The organism is Photobacterium rosenbergii, from assembly GCF_033022775.1.
GTDB classification, from domain to species: Bacteria; Pseudomonadota; Gammaproteobacteria; order Enterobacterales; family Vibrionaceae; genus Photobacterium; species Photobacterium rosenbergii_A.
In genome coordinates, this window is sequence record NZ_JAWJZI010000003.1 from 481,540 (window position 1) to 502,673 (window position 21,134).

20 protein-coding genes are annotated in these 21,134 nt (G+C 49.7%); 4 read left to right on the forward strand and 16 right to left on the reverse strand.

Annotated features, from left to right (window positions below):
- Positions 1 to 26: 26 nt before the first annotated feature.
- Both R2X38_RS10065 and R2X38_RS10070 read left to right on the forward strand, forming a co-directional pair.
- Complete coding sequence (locus R2X38_RS10065; protein WP_317522089.1) at positions 27 to 950, forward strand: HDOD domain-containing protein; 924 nt, start codon at positions 27 to 29, stop codon at positions 948 to 950.
- Between the two features lie 206 nt (positions 951 to 1,156).
- On the forward strand, positions 1,157 to 2,056 hold the full coding sequence (locus R2X38_RS10070) for a lysine exporter LysO family protein (RefSeq protein WP_317522090.1): 900 nt from the start codon (positions 1,157 to 1,159) through the stop codon (positions 2,054 to 2,056).
- A 69-nt stretch (positions 2,057 to 2,125) separates the two neighbouring features.
- Here the strand turns inward: R2X38_RS10070 and R2X38_RS10075 are convergent, their stop codons facing one another.
- The 15 genes from R2X38_RS10075 to yceD all read right to left on the reverse strand — a co-directional run bounded on the left by R2X38_RS10075 (position 2,126) and on the right by yceD (position 15,155).
- Positions 2,126 to 2,419 (reverse strand): hypothetical protein, encoded by a 294-nt coding sequence (locus tag R2X38_RS10075; RefSeq protein ID WP_317522091.1) that lies wholly within the window; start codon positions 2,417 to 2,419, stop codon positions 2,126 to 2,128.
- A gap of 304 nt (positions 2,420 to 2,723) precedes the next feature.
- Complete coding sequence (gene ptsG, locus R2X38_RS10080; RefSeq protein ID WP_317522092.1) at positions 2,724 to 4,154, reverse strand: PTS glucose transporter subunit IIBC; 1,431 nt, start codon at positions 4,152 to 4,154, stop codon at positions 2,724 to 2,726.
- Between the two features lie 454 nt (positions 4,155 to 4,608).
- Complete coding sequence (locus R2X38_RS10085) at positions 4,609 to 5,388, reverse strand: YchF/TatD family DNA exonuclease (protein WP_317522262.1); 780 nt, start codon at positions 5,386 to 5,388, stop codon at positions 4,609 to 4,611.
- A gap of 51 nt (positions 5,389 to 5,439) precedes the next feature.
- A complete protein-coding gene (gene holB / locus R2X38_RS10090; RefSeq protein ID WP_317522093.1) occupies positions 5,440 to 6,417 on the reverse strand; it encodes a DNA polymerase III subunit delta' in 978 nt (325 codons plus the stop codon).
- 1 nt (position 6,418) lies between these two features.
- A complete protein-coding gene (gene tmk / locus R2X38_RS10095) occupies positions 6,419 to 7,048 on the reverse strand; it encodes a dTMP kinase (RefSeq protein ID WP_317522094.1) in 630 nt (209 codons plus the stop codon).
- Positions 7,048 to 8,061, reverse strand: a complete 1,014-nt coding sequence (gene mltG / locus R2X38_RS10100) for an endolytic transglycosylase MltG (RefSeq protein WP_317522095.1) — start codon at positions 8,059 to 8,061, stop codon at positions 7,048 to 7,050. Before mltG ends, tmk begins: the two co-directional genes overlap by 1 nt.
- A complete protein-coding gene (pabC, locus tag R2X38_RS10105) occupies positions 8,055 to 8,864 on the reverse strand; it encodes an aminodeoxychorismate lyase (protein WP_317522096.1) in 810 nt (269 codons plus the stop codon). Before pabC ends, mltG begins: the two co-directional genes overlap by 7 nt.
- Before the next feature lie 88 nt (positions 8,865 to 8,952).
- Positions 8,953 to 10,191: a beta-ketoacyl-ACP synthase II gene (gene fabF / locus R2X38_RS10110; protein WP_317522097.1), complete on the reverse strand. Its 1,239-nt coding sequence runs from the start codon at positions 10,189 to 10,191 to the stop codon at positions 8,953 to 8,955.
- Between the two features lie 87 nt (positions 10,192 to 10,278).
- Positions 10,279 to 10,515, reverse strand: coding sequence for an acyl carrier protein (gene acpP / locus R2X38_RS10115; protein ID WP_007467184.1), 237 nt, complete (start codon positions 10,513 to 10,515; stop codon positions 10,279 to 10,281).
- Between the two features lie 157 nt (positions 10,516 to 10,672).
- Entirely contained in the window at positions 10,673 to 11,407 is a 735-nt protein-coding gene (fabG, locus tag R2X38_RS10120; RefSeq protein ID WP_317522098.1) for a 3-oxoacyl-ACP reductase FabG, read from the reverse strand.
- A gap of 25 nt (positions 11,408 to 11,432) precedes the next feature.
- Complete coding sequence (gene fabD, locus R2X38_RS10125; protein ID WP_317522099.1) at positions 11,433 to 12,356, reverse strand: ACP S-malonyltransferase; 924 nt, start codon at positions 12,354 to 12,356, stop codon at positions 11,433 to 11,435.
- Positions 12,357 to 12,452: 96 nt separating this feature from the next.
- Complete coding sequence (locus R2X38_RS10130; RefSeq protein WP_317522100.1) at positions 12,453 to 13,409, reverse strand: beta-ketoacyl-ACP synthase III; 957 nt, start codon at positions 13,407 to 13,409, stop codon at positions 12,453 to 12,455.
- 5 nt (positions 13,410 to 13,414) lie between these two features.
- Entirely contained in the window at positions 13,415 to 14,440 is a 1,026-nt protein-coding gene (plsX, locus tag R2X38_RS10135; protein ID WP_317522101.1) for a phosphate acyltransferase PlsX, read from the reverse strand.
- Positions 14,441 to 14,449: 9 nt separating this feature from the next.
- Positions 14,450 to 14,620, reverse strand: a complete 171-nt coding sequence (rpmF, locus tag R2X38_RS10140; RefSeq protein WP_039468809.1) for a 50S ribosomal protein L32 — start codon at positions 14,618 to 14,620, stop codon at positions 14,450 to 14,452.
- Positions 14,621 to 14,639: 19 nt separating this feature from the next.
- The gene (gene yceD / locus R2X38_RS10145) at positions 14,640 to 15,155 is read right to left on the reverse strand and encodes a 23S rRNA accumulation protein YceD (protein WP_317522102.1); all 516 of its coding nucleotides are present in this window, start codon (positions 15,153 to 15,155) and stop codon (positions 14,640 to 14,642) included.
- Between the two features lie 302 nt (positions 15,156 to 15,457).
- Here yceD and R2X38_RS10150 point away from each other — a divergent pair, with 302 nt between their 5' ends.
- Complete coding sequence (locus tag R2X38_RS10150; protein WP_317522103.1) at positions 15,458 to 16,039, forward strand: nucleoside triphosphate pyrophosphatase; 582 nt, start codon at positions 15,458 to 15,460, stop codon at positions 16,037 to 16,039.
- 86 nt (positions 16,040 to 16,125) lie between these two features.
- Here R2X38_RS10150 and rluC read toward each other — a convergent pair whose 3' ends face one another.
- Positions 16,126 to 17,073: a 23S rRNA pseudouridine(955/2504/2580) synthase RluC gene (gene rluC, locus R2X38_RS10155; RefSeq protein WP_317522104.1), complete on the reverse strand. Its 948-nt coding sequence runs from the start codon at positions 17,071 to 17,073 to the stop codon at positions 16,126 to 16,128.
- Positions 17,074 to 17,520: 447 nt separating this feature from the next.
- Between rluC and rne the strand changes: the two genes are divergently transcribed.
- Positions 17,521 to 20,862 carry a ribonuclease E gene (rne, locus tag R2X38_RS10160; protein WP_317522263.1) on the forward strand — a complete coding sequence of 1,114 codons (3,342 nt, stop codon included), beginning with the start codon at positions 17,521 to 17,523 and terminating at the stop codon, positions 20,860 to 20,862.
- Positions 20,863 to 21,134: the final 272 nt, after the last annotated feature.

The following is a 21,134-nucleotide window of genomic DNA, read 5'->3' on the forward strand; positions in this document are numbered from 1 at the left end:
GTGTCTCTATTTTTCGTAATACAGAAATGACTCACGTATCTTTTTTTTGGCTAAGACCTGAAAACGACAAGATAATCAAGGGATTGGAGTCAGAGTTTTGCTCTCTAGTTAAATCGGCAGTCCAAAAGGACCGGCTTATCCTTCCCCCTATCCCGTCGGTTCTCAATAAACTCCAGAAGCTTTGCAGCGATGACGAAACAACGGTTCGTGATGTTGCAGACTTGCTTATCGATGATCCCGGCATCACAGCCTACATCGTCAAAATATCGAACACCTTGATGTTCAATCGACGCAGTGTGGTATGCCATGACATATACACGGCTGTCAGTCGTCTGGGCATCTTTAGGGTAAGGGATATCATTACCGCCAAGGCCATCGAAGAGCTAAAGCTCAGGTACCACTTCAGCAACGAATGTAACGAGCTACTCAAGCAAAGTGCTGTTCGTTCGCGCCAACTTGCCGCCGCCATGGCCCTGATCAGCCATGATCTCGCCAATCATGATGAATTCCCTAAAGAATTAGAGCCCGAGAAAGCGTTACTGGCGGGTCTATTTGCCGATATCGGCCTATTCAGCCTGATCCATGAGTACCAGTCCTATCTTGATAGTGGTAACTATCTTGATATCGATATTGCCAAGTATGTCTTCCAGCACAGCTGCCAGGAAGCCAGCAAGGTTATCCTCAAACACTGGGGCTTTGATATCGACTACCTCGAAGTCGCAACCAACCAGTCTTTACGTAATCCAGCTTCTGATGAAGATACCGGTTATCTCGATGTCGCCCGCATGGCCCACCATCTACTGATGTTCAAGAGCAATGATGATGCCATCAACGATCATCATGTTGAACTCGATCTTGCTGGTGCAGAAGTCATGTACGAGCTGACCAACCTCCCTTCCCAAGAGTTCAACCAGCGCCTCAAGACTGTCATCAGTAACAGCGGTCTATAAAGGCAATTACGCCCTTCAAGCTGTAACCTGCTTCCATCATGCAGTGCACGCATAAATTGGCTGAGATTGGATATTGACCCATTCTCAGCCAAGCTGATAAGCTGCTGAAAATAGTGAGCTTGATCACCATGCTATCTACTAGCTGACTGTATGCGGGTTTATGGATAATCCCGCCTGTTGCCCCTCTGACATTAAAAAGGACCACCATGTTCTCTGGTATGCTCTATATTTTCCTGCCGCTGATAATCGGCTACCTCATTACCGTCAATAAGCCCGCGGTTTTGGACTTCATCAACACCCAAACCAGCCGCTTGGTGTTGGTGATCCTGACCTTAATGGGGTTGAGCCTGGCCGGGCTGGACAATATTGGGCAAAACCTAAACCAGATCATTACCTATACCCTGGTCTTCTTTCTGATTATCAGCGGCTGTAACCTGCTTGCCTTACCCTTGCTAGATAGGTTCATGCCCACGGAAACCGAGCATGGGCACCAGACTCTTCCGCTACGTGACATGGTGATGGAGTCCATGAAGCTGATCTTTGTCGTGGCCGGTGGACTGGTTGTCGGCTTAGTGGCGGGTATTGATCTTGGCTGGGTCGATCAGGCCAGTGAAGTCATTCTGCTACTGTTGCTATTTCTGATAGGGATACAGTTGAGAAACAGCGGTATGACGCTTAAGCAAATTCTGCTCAACAAGAAAGGTATCATCATTGCGTTAACGATTATCGCAACGTCATTGCCAGGAGGCTTAATTGCAGCTTGGTTACTTGACCTTCCCTACAACCAAGGGCTTGCGATGGCCTCGGGCTTTGGCTGGTACTCGTTAGCGGGAATATTAATTGGTGACAGCCTTGGCCCGGTAATGGGTGGGGTCGCGTTCCTCAATGAGTTACTGCGTGAACTGGTCGCCCTGAGCCTGATCCCTATGATGATCAGCCGCTACCCTAGCACCGCTATCGGCTACGCCGGTGCCACGGCTATGGACTTCACCCTACCGGTGATCCAAAACTGCGGCGGCATACGCTGTGTACCTATCGCCATTGTCAGCGGGTTTATTCTTAGCTTGCTAGTACCAGTGCTGATGCTGTTCTTTTTGTCGTTGTAAGAACGGGAAGAGCGGGGTCCTAGGTTCTGGGCCCAGGGAAGAGTGGGAAGCTTCTTGGGGCGATGGGCTTTATAGCCTAACCTTGCCTACTTCGTTCATCGTGAAAAAGCGATACTTTGGGTAGTACACCCAATATGTACTTTGTTCTTCTGAATCCATGGCAAGCTGAAGAGGAACTGCTTCTCCTTTGGTATGGACCACTACATCAAAACGCTCTTTCGGATGTGAGTTTGACCCAATAACAAATTTGATATCAGTTAGCCTTTCAGCCATTAAATTACGATTGAAAGCTTCATCAGAAGAAATACCATCAATCCCTTCAGCAAACCGGCTTCGAAGCTCAGCTCGCCCTAGTTGAGACAAAGATCATCATCAGTGATAAACCCGATGATTGAAAGCAGCACCCCTACTCCTGAGACAGTAAAAAGAAAATCCAATACGCTAAGTAACATGCCAATCCCTACGCACTAATGCTAGTAACCCCCTACCCTGATCTCCAGCATAGACCTCACCGAACCTCAGAACCATAAACCCTATAGCCCATAGCCCATAGCCCATAGCCCATAGCCCATAGCCCATAGCCCATAGCCTAGCACCTATGGCCAAGCTCTTAAAAACAAAAAGGGAGCCGAAGCTCCCTTTTGGATTGTTGAATCAGTAAATCGTATTAGTTGTTACGAATCCACTCATCCATGTCAGATTTCAGGTTGTCAGACTTAGTACCAAAGATAGCCTGAACACCGCCACCAGCTACAACAACACCTGCTGCACCTAGTTTCTTCAGCTTGTCTTGGTCAACATTGTCAACGCTTGCTACTGCAACGCGTAGACGAGTGATACATGCGTCTAGACCTGTGATGTTGTCTTTACCACCGAAAGCCATTACTAGGTCTTTCGCTAGCTCAGAACCTTCAGCTACAGCGCCTGTAGAAGCTTCTTCTTCTTCACGGCCTGGAGTCTTAAGATCCATCGCTTTGATTACAGTGCGGAATACTGCGTAGTAGATTGCAGCGTAAACCAGACCAACACCAATCATCAGACCCATCTTCTGTGCGTTACCAGACAGAACTAGGAAGTCGATAAGACCGTGTGAGAACGAAGTACCGTGTACAAAGCCTAGGGTGTTAGCAACAACGTATGCAGAACCTGCTAGTAGTGCGTGAATTCCGTAAAGTACAGGAGCTACGAATAGGAAAGAGAATTCGATTGGCTCAGTGATACCTGTTAGGAATGAAGTCAGAGCAGCAGATGCCATGATACCCATTACCTTAACGCGGTTTTCAGGCTTAGCACTGTGAGCAATAGCGATTGCAGCAGCTGGCAGACCGAACATCTTGAACATGTAACCGCCCGCTAGCTGACCGAAGCCGTTACCAGCGATACGAGAAGCTTCATCAGCAACTAGGTAACAAGTAAGAACACCGTTCTGAGTTTCACCTGCAGCGTTAACACAAGAACCTGCTTCGAAGAAGAAAGGAACGTTCCAAACGTGGTGTAGACCGAATGGGATCAGAGAACGCTCAACGATACCGTAGATACCGAATGCAACTGTTGGGTTCTGCTCTGCAGCCCAGTGAGAGAATGCACCGATAGCGGCACCAACTGGAGGCCATACGATAGATAGTACGATACCCAGACCGATAGCAGAGAAACCAGTGATGATTGGCACTGCACGCTTACCAGCGAAGAAGCCCAGGTACTCTGGAAGCTGGATACGGAAGAAACGGTTGAATGCCCAAGCCGCAACACCACCGACAAGGATACCACCAAGTACACCCGTGTCGATTGACTCAACACCCATCACACCAGCCATTACGCTTAGTGTAGCGGTCATGATGCCGTAACCAACGATAGCTGCAAGACCTGCAACACCGTCGTTGTTAGTGAAGCCTAGTGCAACACCAACAGCAAATAGAAGGGCCATCTGGCCGAATACCGAACCACCTGCTTGTTCCATCAGGTTAGAAACGATGTCTGGGATGAAGCCAAGGTTAGCTGCACCAACACCAAGTAGGATACCGGCAACCGGTAGTACTGATACTGGAAGCATCAGTGCCTTACCGACTTTTTGCAGGTTCGCAAAAAGGTTCTTAAACATAATGTGCTCCTGAGTGAGTGTTTTATTTAGATTTTCAGTCTTTATTGGCGGCCTACCCCCGTAGCCATCTGCCAATCAGACCGTCATTTTTAATACAGGTTAAGTATAAAATGTGGCGCTAAATATAACTTGATGGCCATCAAAATTACCAATACGTCATGAAATATAATTTCAAAATTCAATATAGATCACAGTTGAAATTTCGACTACAAAAGACACAAATTAAATTTAAATAACTGATATTAAAAACAAAAATACACCACAAACCCACCCACACCAACCTGTAATTATCTTTCAGTAATGTAAGCTGTGTTACTTTACGTTACGAAGTTAAAAATCAATTTTAATTAGTTTTTTTTGATTTTAATTGCAGTTTTTGTTTAATTTTTTTGAATGTTGAATAGATGAGAGACAAATGGTATAAAAAAAAGGAGCCCAAGCTCCTTTTTTGCCTTTATCTTCGTTTAGCTCGCGAAAAAAGCGTAAAGAAGTTATCTGTGGTTACCCGCTCGACTTCTTCCACCGGCACCCCTTTTAGCAGGCCAATATACTCAGCAACTTCACGAACATAGGCTGGTTGGTTTTGCTTGCCACGGTATGGGATAGGCGCTAGGTAAGGCGAATCCGTTTCAACAAGAAGGCGCTCCAATGGCAACTGGTTGACAACATTCTTGAGCTCGGAGGCTTTGTTAAAGGTAACAATGCCTGAAATTGAGATATAGAAGCCCAGCTCGATAGCTGCTTGCGCCATCTCAAGGCTTTCAGTGAAGCAATGCAATACACCACCACACTTCTCGGCACCTTCCTCGCGTAAGATCTGCAAGGTATCTTCGCGTGCCATACGAGTATGGATGATCAGTGGCTTGTTCAGCTCTACCGCCAAGCGTACATGCTGGCGGAAAATCTCTTTCTGCTGCTCAGCAAGATCTGGCTGGTAATGGTAATCAAGGCCGGTTTCGCCGATAGCGACCACTCGCTCATGCTGGGCATACTCTTTCAGCTTGTCGTAATCAAAGCCAGCTTCGATATCCAGCGGGTGAACACCACATGATGCAAAGACGTTATCATGCGGCTCAATCATCTCCATCATGGTCGGGAAACTTTCCAGTGTCACCCCAACAGACAGGCAGTAATCAATGCCACGGGCTTTAGCCTTGGCTAACACATCATCAATCCCTGTATGAAGTTGCTCGTAATCCAATTTATCCAGGTGACAATGCGAATCAACTAGCACGGTTCTTTCCTCTGTATTCTTTGGTTTCATGATGCTTCTCTAACTGAAGCATTAATGTTGGGCCATAAAGCCGGTTAGCCATTCGACAATCAGCAGCTCAGCATTCAGCCCCGGATGCCGTTCAAGCTTCTGGTAAAGGCTATTTGCCGCACGAGTTTGATCCAGCAGGATCATTGGGGCAATCGCATTTGCTGCTTGCTCGACCAAGGGCAACGACTCACTGTGCACCAAGTGCGCGGTAGCGCCCTGTTGCCACTTCAAGCAATCGACCAAGAAATAACTCAACCATTTAAGACTATGGTGGCCTTCCTGAGTACACAAGCCTGCAACATCATACAAGCCGATAAATGGCGGCCGCAAAAACTCAGCAAAGGCAGCCAGCAACTTGGCGTAGCGAATATCCTGACCTTGTTCAATGAACTGCTGGGTCGCCAGCGGTGCCGAGCCGTTGAGCCTGACCGTTTCCAACTTGATAGTCTGCATTAACTGCTTTTCTACCCAGCGTTTAGTGTCTTGTTCGGTTGGCATCGCCAACCGCCACTTGTTACAGCGGCTATTGATGGTCGGCAGCAGGTTATCAAGCGAAGAGGCCAGCAAGATAAACTGACAGCCCGAAGGTGGCTCTTCCAGGGTTTTCAGCAGCGCATTGGCTGCCGCTTCCCCCATGGTATCCGCGCCATCAATCAAGATGATACGCTCGCCACCGAGCTGTGAGGTTTCCACGGCCCAACGGTTACATTGCCTAACCGCATCAACGCCAATCTGCTTGCCCTCTTGCAATGGCGCAACAACGTGAAAATCCGGATGGGTGCCTGCTTCAAACAACTTGCAGCTGTGGCATACCCCGCAAGGCTCACCGCCAGCGCCTGCCGCCCCATTCTGGCACAATACCGTTTTCGCCAGATAACGGGCCAATGCTTCACGGCCACTACCATATGGAGCAACAAGAAGGATCGCATGGTGCATCCTTCCCTGTGCAAGCAGTTGCTGCCAGCCTTGCCAAACACTTTCCTGCCAAGGGTAAAGCATCTTACTGTTGCTCCAGCCAGTGTTTAACAGCCTGACGAATATCGGCCGTCACGGCTTCCAGTGTCTGGCTCGCATCAATAATCACAACATTCGGATCAGCTTCAGACAATTCCAGGAAGCGTGCTCGTGCACGGTGGAAAAAGTCGATATTCATCTTCTCGATACGATCCAGCTCACCACGCCCGCGGGCGCGTTCAAGGCCAAGTACCGGATCAATATCCATGTAAATAGTAAAGTCAGGGCGGAAATCACCCAATACTGTGTCGCGAAGACGCTCCATCACCACCCGATCAAAACCTCGGCCACCACCTTGGTAGGCTTGGGATGACATGTCATGGCGGTCACCTACCACCCACTGGCCTTGGTTCAAAGCCGGTTTAATTACATTTTCAACCAGTTGGGAACGTGCCGCGTATAGCAACAGCAGTTCGGCCATATCCGTTAGCGGCTCGTCAGGGTGACCTTCTTTAACCAAGGCTCGCATTTGTTCAGCCAATGGGGTACCGCCCGGTTCACGGGTTGAAGTGATCTCTTCAATACCCTGCTCTGCCAGTACTTGGGTCACTTGCTGGATAGCAGTACTCTTCCCTGCGCCTTCCAGCCCTTCAATTACGATAAATTTACCAGTCATTATTTTTGTCTTAGGATTCTTAAATATTCACGTACAGCACGGTTATGTTCTGTCAGTGTTCTCGAGAATTTATGGCCGCCTTTGCCATCAGCCACAAAGTAGTAATAAGTGCTGTCATCCGGATTCACCGCAGCCAGAACCGAAGCCTCACTTGGCATTGCGATCGGTGTCGGCGGCAAGCCGAAAATAGTATAGGTGTTGTAAGGCGTCGGCGTTTGCAAATCGCGTTTGCGGATCCGGCCTTCGTACTTGTCGCCCATGCCGTAGATCACGGTTGGATCCGTCTGCAAGCGCATACCTTTATGAAGGCGGTTCATGAATACCGAGGACACCAAGCCACGCTCGTCATCCACTGCCGTTTCTTTCTCGATGATCGATGCCATGATCAACGCTTCATATGGGGTTTTCAATGGGATTTCAGCATCACGCTCATCCCATGCCGTGCCCAGCAAGTTCTGCATATCACGGTAAGCACGGCGTAGCAGTTCAAGATCTGACGTACCGGCCGTGTAATGGTAGGTTTCAGGCAGCAGATAGCCTTCCAGCTTGTCGACATCAGCGCCCAGGGCTTTAGCAATATCCGCTTCGCTCATCCCGTCAGTTGCATGGTTCACATACCGGGCTTGTCGCAGCTGTGCCAGCCAATCGACAAAGCGCTCGCCTTCTACCAAAGTAATGGCGAACTGATGCTCACGGCCGGACGCCACCAGCGCCAGAACCTGTTTCAGGCTCATGGCAGGGTTAATCTGGTAAGTACCTGATTTGAGGTTTGCCAATTGCGGCTCAAGCCTTGGGATCCAGCGCGTCCATGGCGACTCGGCAAAAAGATCCTCTCGAACCAACTGGTTAAGCAGACCACGGTATGACGTACCAGCCCTAACAGTCAACAAGACTTCCTGCTGGTTTTCCGCCTGCATATCCAGCGATGATTTCACTTGCTGATACGACCAACCCAGTCCACCAGCAGCCACCAGGCCCAGCAGAATCACAGCTATTGCCAACTTCTTTAGCACGTGTACAACCTCTTGTTCAGTTCACCCAGCAAGGTGCGCTGGGTAAATGTTATTCCATTGATTTCGTTAACTGGCACTAACGCCATAAGGGCATTAGTAATAAAGATTTCATCAGCACAAAGCAAGCTATCGAGCGGTGAATTGACAATTTCTAAACAATAATCCAATTCGGTTACCAACTGTAATACATGCCGTCGCATCACCCCCCTCACACCAGAAAGCTCTAGGCTTGGGGTATATACGGTGTTGCCCTTGCGCCAAAAGATATTCGAGGTAATGGACTCCACCACATTGCCAGCAATATCCATTACCACGGCATCCAGCCACTGGTGCTGCTCTGCTTCCCGCTTGAGCATTACTTGTTCAAGCCGGTTGAGATGCTTATACCCCGCCAGCATCGGCGAATGTGACAAACGTTGCTGACATACTCCCAGCGCAATACCGTCTTGCTGCCAGCGCTCATAATGTTCCGGCCAAGCAAACTCAGACACCACAACTTGCGTACCTTCGCAGCCTGAACCACTGTAGCCACGACCACCACTGCCCCGACTGATCAACACCTTGAGCCCGCCTTTATCCGGGTAGTTTGCCGCCAGTTTGCTTACAGCAGCAGTTAGCTCAGTCCAGTCAGGCTCGGAGATAGCCAACAAAGCAAGGGTTTCCTTTAACCGCTCAAGATGAAAAGGCCACAGCCGGATCTTGCCGTTTTCTACCAGCATAGTCGTAAAACAGCCATCGCCGTACTGCATCGCCCTGTCTGTTACCGCAACCTGGTTGCCGGGTTTACCGTTGATCAGGATCATCTCGCCGCCTGTCGAAAGTTTAAAACTCGATAGATAAAAAAACGGCCCGGTGCATAACACCGGGCCGCTCTATGATAACAGGTTATCGTTAGATTTTCTTGAACAGCAACGAGCCGTTTGTACCACCGAAACCGAAAGAGTTACACAGTGCGTACTCAAGGTTTGCCTGACGCGCTTCGCCTGGTACGTAGTCCAGATCACAGCCTTCATCAGGGTTGTCTAGGTTGATTGTTGGCGGAACAGCCTGATCAACCAGAGTCATTGCAGTGATAATCGCTTCTACAGAGCCAGCTGCACCCAATAGGTGGCCTGTCATAGACTTGGTCGACGATACCATGACTTTGTCTACTGCTGCGCCCATTGCACGCTTGATACCCAGCGTTTCAGCCACGTCACCCGCAGGAGTAGAAGTACCGTGGGCATTCACGTAGCCGATTTGGTCAGCATTGATACCAGCGTCGCGGATAGCCGCTTCCATTGCCAATGCACCGCCAGAACCGTCAGCACTTGGAGACGTCATGTGGTAAGCATCACCACTCATACCAAAGCCAACAAGCTCAGCATAGATTTTTGCACCACGCGCTTTGGCGTGCTCGTACTCTTCAAGCACCATCATACCGGCGCCGTCGCCCAGTACGAAACCGTCACGATCCTTGTCCCATGGACGAGATGCGCCTTGTGGGTCGTCGTTACGGGTAGAAAGGGCTTTAGCAGCTGCGAAGCCGCCCATACCTAGCGGAGTAGATGCTTTTTCTGCACCACCTGCTAGCATCGCATCGGCATCACCGTATGCGATCATACGTGCAGCATGGCCAATGTTGTGAAGGCCAGTTGTACACGCGGTAGAGATTGCAATGTTTGGACCACGAAGACCGTGCATGATAGACATGTGGCCAGCAATCATGTTTACAATTGTTGATGGAACAAAGAACGGGCTGATCTTACGCGGGCCCTTTTCCATCAGTGCCTGATGGTTAGCTTCAATCAAGCCAAGACCACCAATGCCAGAACCGATAGCAACACCAATGCGGGCTGCGTTTTCTTCAGTGACTTCAATGCCAGAGTCTTTTAATGCTTGTACGCCAGCTGCAATGCCGTATTGGATGAACAGATCCATTTTACGGGCATCTTTCTTCGACATGTATTCTTCACAGTTGAAGTCTTTGACCATACCAGCAAAACGAGTAGCGAATGCGCTAGCATCAAAATGTTCAATAGTGCTGATACCGCTAGTACCGGCTAGAAGTGCTTTCCAAGATGATTCAACAGAATTACCTACCGGTGATAGCATACCCATGCCAGTAACAACTACGCGACGCTTAGACACGATTTAATTCTCCGGGAATTGAGGATAAAACAGGGTTTCAAAAGAAAATCAGGCGGTCATGGTGACCGCCTGGAGGGAGTTCTTTAATTACTCAGAAGCGCCAACAACGTAGTCGATTGCAGCTTGTACTGTAGTAATTTTTTCAGCTTCTTCGTCTGGAATCTCAGTGTCGAATTCTTCTTCAAGAGCCATTACTAGCTCAACAGTGTCTAGAGAGTCAGCGCCTAGATCGTCAACGAAAGATGCTTCGTTCTTAACTTCAGCTTCGTCTACACCTAGTTGCTCAACGATGATTTTTTTTACGCGTTCTTCGATGTTGCTCATTAATCTATTTCCTTAAAACAAGAATTCGCTAATGCGATTTGCTGTAGTTTATTCAATACTGCAAAAGTTGCAATACTCAAGATGCTGGTCAAACCACGATTTTCGGTGAAAACTAGTTGAGTTTGACTTGCATCATCAAGTTATGCAACTTTTTTGATTAAATCATGTACATGCCGCCATTGACGTGCAAAGTTTCGCCGGTCACATAACCAGCATCTTCAGAGGCCAGGAAGGCCACTGCTGCTGCAATTTCACGCGGATCACCCAGGCGACCAGCTGGTACACCAGCCAGTGTGGCAGCACGCTGCTCGTCATTTAGGGCTTTAGTCATGTCGGTTTCAATGAAACCCGGTGCTACAGCGTTCACCGTAATGCCACGAGAAGCCACTTCACGTGCCATAGATTTGGTAAAGCCGATCAGGCCCGCTTTCGCCGCTGCATAGTTTGTTTGACCAGCGTTACCCATGGTACCCACCACCGAACCGATGCTGATGATGCGGCCATGGCGCTTTTTCATCATGGCACGCAGTACCGCTTTAGACAGACGGAAGATTGAGGTCAGGTTGGTGTCCATGATGTCCTGCCACTCGTCGTCTTTCATACGCATCAGTAGGTTATCACGGGTAATACCAGCATTGTTAACCAAAATGTCAACGTCACCGAACTCATCTTTGATCTGCCTAAGCACAGCTTCAATTGATTCTGGTGAAGTGACATTCAGCGCAAGGCCTTTACCGTTGTCACCCAGATAAGCACTGATCGCTTGTGCGCCGTTCTCAGAGGTTGCTGTACCGATTACAGTTGCACCACGCTCAACCAGAATCTCGGCAATCGCACGACCGATACCACGGCTCGCACCTGTTACCAGCGCAATTTTTCCTTCCAGGCTCATTGTTAATCCTCTTTGATGAAATTGGTTACTTAGCAGCGTCAAGGCTGGCGGTGTCGTTTACCGCTGCGCCGCTCAGTGAACGATTAATACGTTTTGTTAGGCCAGTCAATACTTTACCAGGACCGAACTCAAGCAGAGACTCAATGCCTTCGGCAGCCATACGCTCAACCGACTCGGTCCAGCGAACCGGGCTGTGCAACTGCTTAACTAGCGCAGTCTTGATAGCAGCAGGATCTGTCTCTGTCGCTACATCAGCGTTGTTGATCACAGGTAGTGCTGGCGCAGAGAATGTGATGTTCTCTAGGGCTTCGGCTAGCTTGTCAGCTGCTGGCTGCATCAGTGCACAGTGAGAAGGTACAGATACTGGAAGTGGCATAGCACGCTTGGCACCGGCTTCTTTACACAGTACGTTTGCACGCTCAACCGCTTCTTTGTTACCTGCGATAACAACCTGGCCAGGTGAGTTGAAGTTTACTGGTGAACATACTTGGTCTTGTGCAGCTTCTGTGCACGCTTTAGCAATCGCGTCGTTGTCCAGGCCAATGATGGCAGACATTGCACCAACGCCTGCAGGCACTGCCGCTTGCATAAGTTGGCCACGTAGCTCAACCAGCTTAACGGCATCTTTGAAATCAATCACACCCGCACATACCAGTGCCGAGTATTCACCTAAGCTGTGACCAGCAACAACTTCCGGCTGAGCACCACCAATTTCTTGCCATACACGCCAGATCGCAACAGAGGATGTCAAAAGCGCAGGCTGAGTGCGGTGAGTTTGGTTTAGGTCTTCAGCTGGGCCGTTTTGTACTAGAGCCCACAGGTCATAACCCAAGACTTCAGAAGCTTCAGCAAAAGTTTGCTTAACGACATCGTACTGCTCGGCCAAATCTGCCAGCATACCTACGGTTTGAGAACCTTGACCTGGAAATACAATCGCGAACTTAGACATTCGAGAATCCTTAATCTATGTAACTGAACACTCAGTTTTGCTAAATCGGGCGAGGAGGCAATCCTACCCCACCCTAACTAAATATAAAGAAGGTGCTTAGAACTTCACCAATGCAGAGCCCCAGGTGAAACCACCACCGAAGGCTTCAAGCAACAAGGTCTGGCCACGCTGGATACGACCATCACGTACTGCTTCGTCAAGCGCCGTCGGCACGGTCGCAGCCGAGGTGTTGCCGTGACGGTCCAGTGTGACAACAACCTGATCCATCGACATCGACAACTTCTTCGCTGTCGCCTTGATAATTCGCAGGTTCGCCTGGTGCGGCACCAGCCAATCAAGCTCTGACTTGTCCATGTTATTGGCAGCCAGGGTATCTTTCACCAGATTAGAAAGCTGGGTTACTGCAACCTTGAATACTTCGTTACCGGCCATGTACAGCCACTTGTCATCACTGAAGTCTTGACCATGCTCAGGCACGCCTAGGCTTAATAGCCCACCAAAGTGGCCATCAGCGTGAAGGTGGGTCGAAATGATACCCGGCTCTTCACTTGCTCCAATAACGACAGCACCTGCACCGTCCCCAAACAAAATGATCGTCGAGCGATCGTTTGGATCACAGCGATGCGACAGTGCATCAGCGCCTATCACCAGCACATTTTTCGCCATACCAGTTTTGATATGTTGATCGGCAACACTCAATGCATAGACGAAACCAGAACACGCTGCGGCAATATCAAACGCCGGGCAGCCTTTGATATCCAGCATGCCCTGAACCTGGCAAGCCGCTGCTGGAAACGCGTGGCTCGCGCTGGTGGTCGCGACGATAATCAGATCGATATCATCTTTCTCAATGCCTGCCATCTCAATGGCATTCAATGAAGCCTGATACCCCATTACCGCGACAGTTTCGTCTTCAGCGGCAATGCGACGCTCTCGGATACCGGTACGAGCGACAATCCACTCATCACTGGTTTCAACCATTTGTTCTAAGTCGGCATTAGAACGTACTTGCTCCGGCAGATAGCTGCCAGTACCTAAAATTTTGCTATACATGAAGACTAATAATGCCTCTCGAGTAAGACTTCTTCCAAACGGTCACTGATTTTTGTCGGTATTTGCCGTTTGACCTCGTGTACCGCTTCACCAATCGCATTAGTAAAGGCGGTTGTATCAGCACTTCCGTGGCTTTTCACCACAATACCGCGCAATCCTAACAGACTCGCACCGTTATACTGGTCGGGGTTCAACTGTTTCAAGCTATTAAATAGGTCACTAAACAGCCATCTAGCGACCAATCGCTTAAACGGATTACCGTAAATAGCACGTTTGATCGCACCGATAAACAGGTTCGCCACCCCTTCGCTGGTTTTCAGGCTGACATTGCCGACAAAACCATCACAGACAATAACATCGGCCTTGCCACTGTATAACTGATCTCCTTCAAGATAACCGATGTAATTGATATCCGGTGATTCTGCCAGCATTTCAGCACAGCGCTTGACGAGATCGTTACCTTTGATTTCTTCTTCGCCAATGTTTAGCAGCGCAACCCGTGGAGGAACAGTATGTCCCTGCTCAGCCAATACCGATCCCATTACCGCAAACTGGAACAAGGTGTCGGCATCACAAGAGACATTAGCCCCTAAGTCTAGCAGCCAGGTCTTGGTCTCGTTCTGAGTCGGAATAGCAGAGACCAACGCGGGGCGATCCACCCCGGGTAACTGCTTGAGGATATAACGAGACAATGCCATCAAGGCACCGGTGTTTCCTGCGCTCACACAGGCATCAGCCGAGCCTTCAGAAACCGCTTCCAGCGCAGCACGCATTGACGAGCCTTGGCTTCGGCGCAATGCCTGAGACGGACGGGTATCGTTTGCTATTACATGATCGCAGTGAACAATGCGAAGACGAGGGTGATTCGTTTGATTCAGGAGGGATAGTTGGGCAGTGATCGCACTTTGATCACCAAATAATATGACTTTGAGCTCTGGGAATTGCAACAGTGCCTGCACGGAGGCAGGCACTGTTGCTTGAGGACCGAAATCCCCGCCCATTGCATCAAGTGCAACGGTTAGACCACTCAAGGCTCAACCTTACTTGTTGATAACCTTACGGCCACGGTAGAAACCGTCAGCAGTTACGTGGTGACGTAGGTGAGTTTCACCACTTGCAGAATCTACAGATACAGCTGCAGTTGTTAGTGCATCGTGAGAACGACGCATACCACGTGCTGAACGTGATTTTTTGCTCTTTTGTACGGCCATTAACCCTACTCCTGTTAAATTACTTACTTAGATTTTTCAATACTGCAAACGGATTCGGACGCTCATCAGCAACGGGGATCTCACCAAAAGTCATGTTTCCGCTGGCTTTGCAGTCAGCTTCCTCATGCATAGCGACTTGAGGTAATTCCAGAATCAATTCGTCTTCGACGATTTGAATCAGGTTGATCTCACCATTTTCGTCGACATCAGCCGGCTCATAAGCTTCCGGTAAATCATCTGCTTTCTCTGGGTTGAGAAGCGGACTGTAACAGAACTCAACACGATATTCGTGTTTGAACCCTTCCTGACATCGCTGACAGGTCAGCATCACTTCGATATCTGCGCTACCGCGCATAAATGCGATTCGACGCTGGTCCAAGTCAAATGACAAGGTGACGTTTGCATCACGTGTTACGCTCTGCGTTGACTCGGCCAATCGCTCAAGTAATTCGGCTTTGATGATGCCATCATAGTCGAGTTTTTTTTGAGCAGCGCGAACCGGATCAACCGTAAGCGGCAATTTTACCTTTTGCATAGGGCGCGAATATTAGCCTTGTAATCAGTTTGAGTCAAAGGAAATGTGCGCGAATTAACAGCATTTAGCCAATTCGTATGCTCGATGCCAGATACAAGCGCTCCAGCACTGCCACTTCCACCATTTTGTCTGTTATCTGCCTATCCACCAATAACTTGTACAGCAGCATCCATCAGTTCAAATAACACACAAAAACTGGTGAAAACCCAACCAGCACGCCCACTTTACTTACCATTATAACGTAGCCTTCACAAAGCAAGATGCGTAGACTAACACAACCTAGCAATAACCCGGTAATCGTCATGCACCAACCATTACTTTTGGCTTCAACCTCCCCTTTTCGCCAATCTCTTCTGCAAAAACTTGGCCTGCCTTTTACTACGGCCAAACCTGATGCCGATGAGACCCCTTTGCCAGGAGAGCAAGCCGAGCAGTTAGTGACCCGACTCGCCGAAGCAAAAGCAAGGGCCTGTGCCAGTGAGCACAAAGCGCACCTTATTATAGGCTCCGATCAGGTTTGTGAGATTGATGGCCAAATCATTGGCAAGCCCCACACAGTTGAAAATGCCTGCAAACAGCTAAAAGCAGCCAGCGGCAAAACTATCACTTTTTATACAGGGCTATGCCTACACAACGCCCAAACAGGAACTAGCGAAGTCATTTGCGAGCCTTTCCATGTCCACTTCCGTCAGCTGGCCGAAAAAGAAATCCGCAATTATGTCGAACGCGAGCAACCGCTCAATTGCGCAGGCAGCTTCAAGAGCGAAGGATTAGGTATTGCGCTGTTCGACAAACTGGAAGGGCGCGACCCAAACACCTTGGTCGGTTTACCGCTCATTGCCCTTAGAGAAATGCTAGCCAAACAAGGTGTCAGTGTTTTATAGCAACCTGATTACCAGCGTTTCCAAACGACAACAAAAAACGGCAGCCTGAGCTGCCGTTTATTGTCTAAAAGAGCAATAGGCATGCATTACGCCTTGCGGCGCAGTTTCTCCACCGCCCGCTTAAGCTTGTTTTCCATCGGCGCACTGATATCCATCAGCTCGTCATTACCCGGGTGGGTAAACTTGATGTTCGCTGCATGCAGGAACAAACGGTCCAACCCTACCTTTTTAGTAAAAGCGTCAAAGCGCGGATCACCATAACGGTCATCCCAAGCAATCGGGTGGCCGGTATATTGGCAGTGCACACGGATCTGGTGGGTACGGCCTGTTACCGGGCTCGCCTGAACAAGAGTTGCTTGCTCTAGTCGCTCCAGTACCTTGAAACGGGTATCTGACGGTTTGCCGTTCGGGTTGACCCGCACAATGCTGTTGACCTCATTTTTCAGCAATGGCGCCGTCACTTTCTTGCAGCTGGCCTTCCACTCACCCATCACCAAGGCAAAGTAGTACTTCTGTACCGTTTTGTTTCGGAACTGCTCCTGTAGCTTGCGCAGCGCAGAACGCTTCTTCGCTACCAGCAGGATGCCGGAAGTATCACGGTCGATACGGTGTACCAGTTCAAGAAAGCGCGCGTCCGGACGTAATGCCCGCAATGCTTCAATGGCACCGAACTTCAGACCGCTGCCACCATGCACGGCGGTACCGGACGGTTTGTTGAGGATCAGCATGTGGTCATCTTCATAAATGATGCACGCTTCAAGCTCAGCGACTTTATCCAGCTTGGTGCTGATCGGTGCTTGGTCTTCTTTTTCCGGTACCTTTACCGGAGGAACCCGAACAAGATCACCGTCCTGCAGTTTGTATTCTGGTTTTATACGTTTTTTGTTCACTCGCACTTCGCCTTTGCGCAAAATGCGGTAAATCATACTTTTTGGTACATTTTTTAGCCGTGCGCGAAGAAAGTTATCGATCCGCTGGCCTGCAAAGTCATCAGATATTTCGATGAACTGCACTTTTGGTTTATCATCTTTCATGGGTTTCATTCTAACATGCATGCAAAGCAGATTGCCGCAAAAAAGTCACCCTGCTATCATTGGCGTGCAGAGGTAGGAAAATTTGCCTACTTTGCCAACAGGGTGAACAGAATAACACCCGACTGATGACTATATATACCGCTCTGATGAAAAACGCAGCATGTGGCGTAAGACGTTTATTTCTTCGGAGTGTTTTTTTAGTGCCCTTTAGTGGCAAATTATTTATTGGTGTGACAGATACCGCCGTCACCATCGGTGAGCCAGCTGTACATTTTCAGATCTAAACATCTTGGTACAGTTGGATGATACGTGTTGCCACATAGCACCCCTGAATTCCAGCCGTGAGGTTGCATTTAAGATCAGACTTGGGGTCCGGCACCACCAATAAAGACACGTTGCTAACGTGCACTAGCACATGAAAAAAACGAGTACAATATAATGAAAAGAATGTTGATTAACGCAACTCAGAAGGAAGAGTTGCGCGTCGCATTAGTTGATGGGCAGAAGCTGTTCGATCTTGATATCGAGAGCCCTGGCCACGAATCTAAAAAAGCAAATATCTACAAAGGACGCATCACACGTATCGAACCAAGTCTGGAAGCAGCGTTCGTTGACTACGGTGCTGAACGCCACGGTTTCCTCCCTCTTAAAGAAATCGCCCGCGATTACTTCCCTGCAGACTACTCTTACCAAGGCCGCCCTAATATCAAGGAAGTGCTGAAAGAAGGTCAGGAAGTTATCGTTCAGGTTGACAAAGAAGAGCGAGGCAACAAAGGCGCCGCCCTTACCACCTTTATCTCTCTTGCAGGTAGCTACCTGGTACTGATGCCAAACAACCCACGCGCTGGCGGTATTTCTCGCCGTATCGAGGGTGAAGAACGTACCCAGCTGAAAGCGGCTCTAAGCACGCTTGAATTGCCTCAGGGCATGGGCCTGATTGTACGTACTGCCGGTGTTGGTAAATCAGCTGAAGATCTGGAATACGATCTGAACTACCTACTTAACCACTGGGAACGTGTTAAAGACGCTGCTGACTCGGCTCCTGCGCCTTTCCTGATCCATCAGGAAAGTAACGTTATTGCCCGCGCTATTCGTGACTACCTACGCCGTGATATCGGTGAGATTGTTATCGACAGCAAGAAAATCTTTGACCGTGCCCGCGATCACATCCAGCAGGTTCGTCCAGACTTCCTGTCTCGAGTGAAACTATACGAAAACAGCGAAACGCCGCTGTTCAACCACTACCAGATTGAAAACCAGATCGAATCCGCCTTCCAGCGTGAAGTTCGCCTGCCATCTGGTGGTTCGATTGTTATCGACCCGACTGAAGCCCTGACCTCAATCGATATCAACTCTGCCCGTGCAACCAAGGGTGGCGATATCGAGGAAACCGCGCTTCAAACTAACCTCGAAGCGGCAGACGAAATTGCTCGCCAGCTTCGCCTACGTGACCTTGGTGGTCTGGTTGTTATCGACTTCATCGATATGACTCCGGTACGCCACCAACGTGAAGTAGAAAACCGTCTGCGTGAAGCAGTACGTATGGACCGTGCACGCGTTCAGATCGGCCGTATTTCTCGCTTCGGTCTATTGGAAATGTCACGCCAGCGTCTGAGCCCGTCTCTTGCTGAAGCCAGCCACCATGTATGTCCTCGCTGTAGCGGTACTGGTGTGATCCGTGACAGCGAGTCACTATCGCTTTCAATTCTTCGCCTGATCGAAGAAGAAGCACTGAAAGACAACACCTCGCAGGTACTGGCTATTGTGCCAGTGGCAATTGCGTCATACCTGCTCAACGAAAAGCGTCGCTCGGTGCAGTACATTGAGAAATCTCACAATGTACGCGTGATCATCGTCCCGAACGCCAACATGGAAACCCCTCACTTCGAGGTGGTTCGTGTACGTTCTGGTGATGAGCACGATACGCTGTCTTACAACCTGCCAAGCACGTTGGAAGCACTGCGTGAAGCTGAATCTGCAGAAGCCGCTCCGCAAGAGCGTGTAACGAAGAAGCGTGAAGAACCAGTTCTTCAGGGCTTCAGTGCACCAACCCAAGCACCTTCAACGCCGAAAGCCAAGCCACAACCAGCCAAGAAAGCTGAGCCGGCGGCTAAAGCAAGCGAAGAGAAACCTGGTTTCTTCAGCCGTATCTTCACTGCGATTGCAAGCTTCTTCTCAGGCCCTGAGCAGGAAGAGCAACCAAAAGAGAAGAAAGAGGCGAATAAACGCAACCAGCGTGACCGTAAGGACAACCGCCGCAGCCAAGACAGCCGTCGTGGTGAGCGTCAGGAAGGCCGTCGCGGTGAGCGCCAACAAGACAACCGTCGTGGTGGCAAAGACAACCGCCGTGGTCGTCAGGATCGTACAGACCGCCAGGAAGCGGATAGCAACAAGAAGCAGCAGGTAGCTGAACAGCGTGAACAGCGCCAAGCACGTCGTCGCAACGAAAAAGCGAAAGACAAGCAGGAGCAAGGCGCCGAGAAGCCAACCCAGCAGCAGCGTAAAGACAAAGATCAGAAACGCCAGCGTCGTGACCGTGATGATGCCCAGGCCCAGAAACCTCGTCGCGAGCGCGATCAGGAGCAGAAAACCAAAGCAGATAAGCCGGTTGTTGAAGAGCAGCGTCAAGAGCAAGAAAAAACCGTCAAGGTAAAACAGCGTCGCCAGCGTCGCGAAATGCGTAAGAAAGTACGTATTACTGATGACGCTGAAGTGAAAGCGGTTGAAACCGCGAAGCCTGAAGTCGCTGAAACGCCAGTTGCCAAGTCTGAGCTCCAAGAAATTGGCACTGCTATGGCTCAAGAAGCGAAAGCGGTTGGTGAATCTTCTGAAGAGAAGAACGGTGAGCAAGAAGGCCAGCGCCGTAACCGTCGCTCCCCTCGCCACCTACGTGCAAGTGGCCAGCGCCGCCGCCGTATCCGTGACACTCGTCCTGAGAAAGGCGAAGACATGGAGAAAATGGTAACTGACGCTGTCGGTCATGCGGTTGAAGAAGTCACCGATACCTTAAACGATATCGAGAATGTGGTTTCTATCGTTGAGAAACGCAAGCCAACAGTCCGCCTGAAGAGCGGTGTTGCTTCGCCTGAAATGGCAATGGGTAAAGTATGGCCGGCAGCTGGTAAGCCAGCAGTGGCCGCTATTGAGGCATCCGCACAGGTTGAAGAACCTGCTGCTGAGAAATCAGCCCCAGCCCTTGGTGGTGTCGCTATGCCTGAGCTAGCGATGGGTAAAGCGTTCCCACTTCGTTCTGAAGTTGTTGACGCGCCTGTTGTTGAAGAAGCTAAGGCTAAAGAAACCGCTGTTGAAGAGGCAGTTGTTGAAGCTCCGGTAGTTGAAGAGCAAGCCGTAGAAGCACCTGCAGTAACTGAAGCAACTGTTGCACAAGAGACTGTTTCTGAAAAACCTAAGGCAGAAGCAGAATCAGACGTAGCGGCAGCTATCGCTGCAGCACAAGCGGCAATGCTGGGTATGCATGCCCAACAGCCAGCGGAAGAGCCCGTAGCAGATGTTAGCCCTGAAGCACCAGTAGAAGCAGCGAAAGCACCTGAAGCGACTGTTGCGAGCGCAGAAACGGCGCCAGCACAGATTTGTGCCACGTCTCCGCGCGGCCAGCATGCAACAGCGGCAATGGCTGCAGCACCGGCTCCTGCTGAAGCAGCTGAGTCAACGGTTGTTGCTGTTGCACCACTGCGTGAAGCACGCTTCGCGGCCCGCCAGGCAGGTAGCCAAACAGCCACCAGCCATGCGGCATCGGGTGCCCAATCAACGATGCCAAAAGCCGAGTAAGCTAACGCTTGCAACCTGATAGAAAAGCCATGCATAATTGCATGGCTTTTTTTTAACTGCTCTTTAGCCCTCAACGGGTACCTTTCTTTGCAACCACTGCAACTTTTTACTAATAACATTACTGACATCAAACTTTCTTACACTAAGTAACAAGCACGATGAATAATTCAGCTTGAAAGTTGAACTGAATCACAGATTTCTGTAGGATCCGCGGCTTTGTAGCCTCAAAAGCAAGGCTACTCCAGTCAATCACCAGAGTCAGAACAAAACCT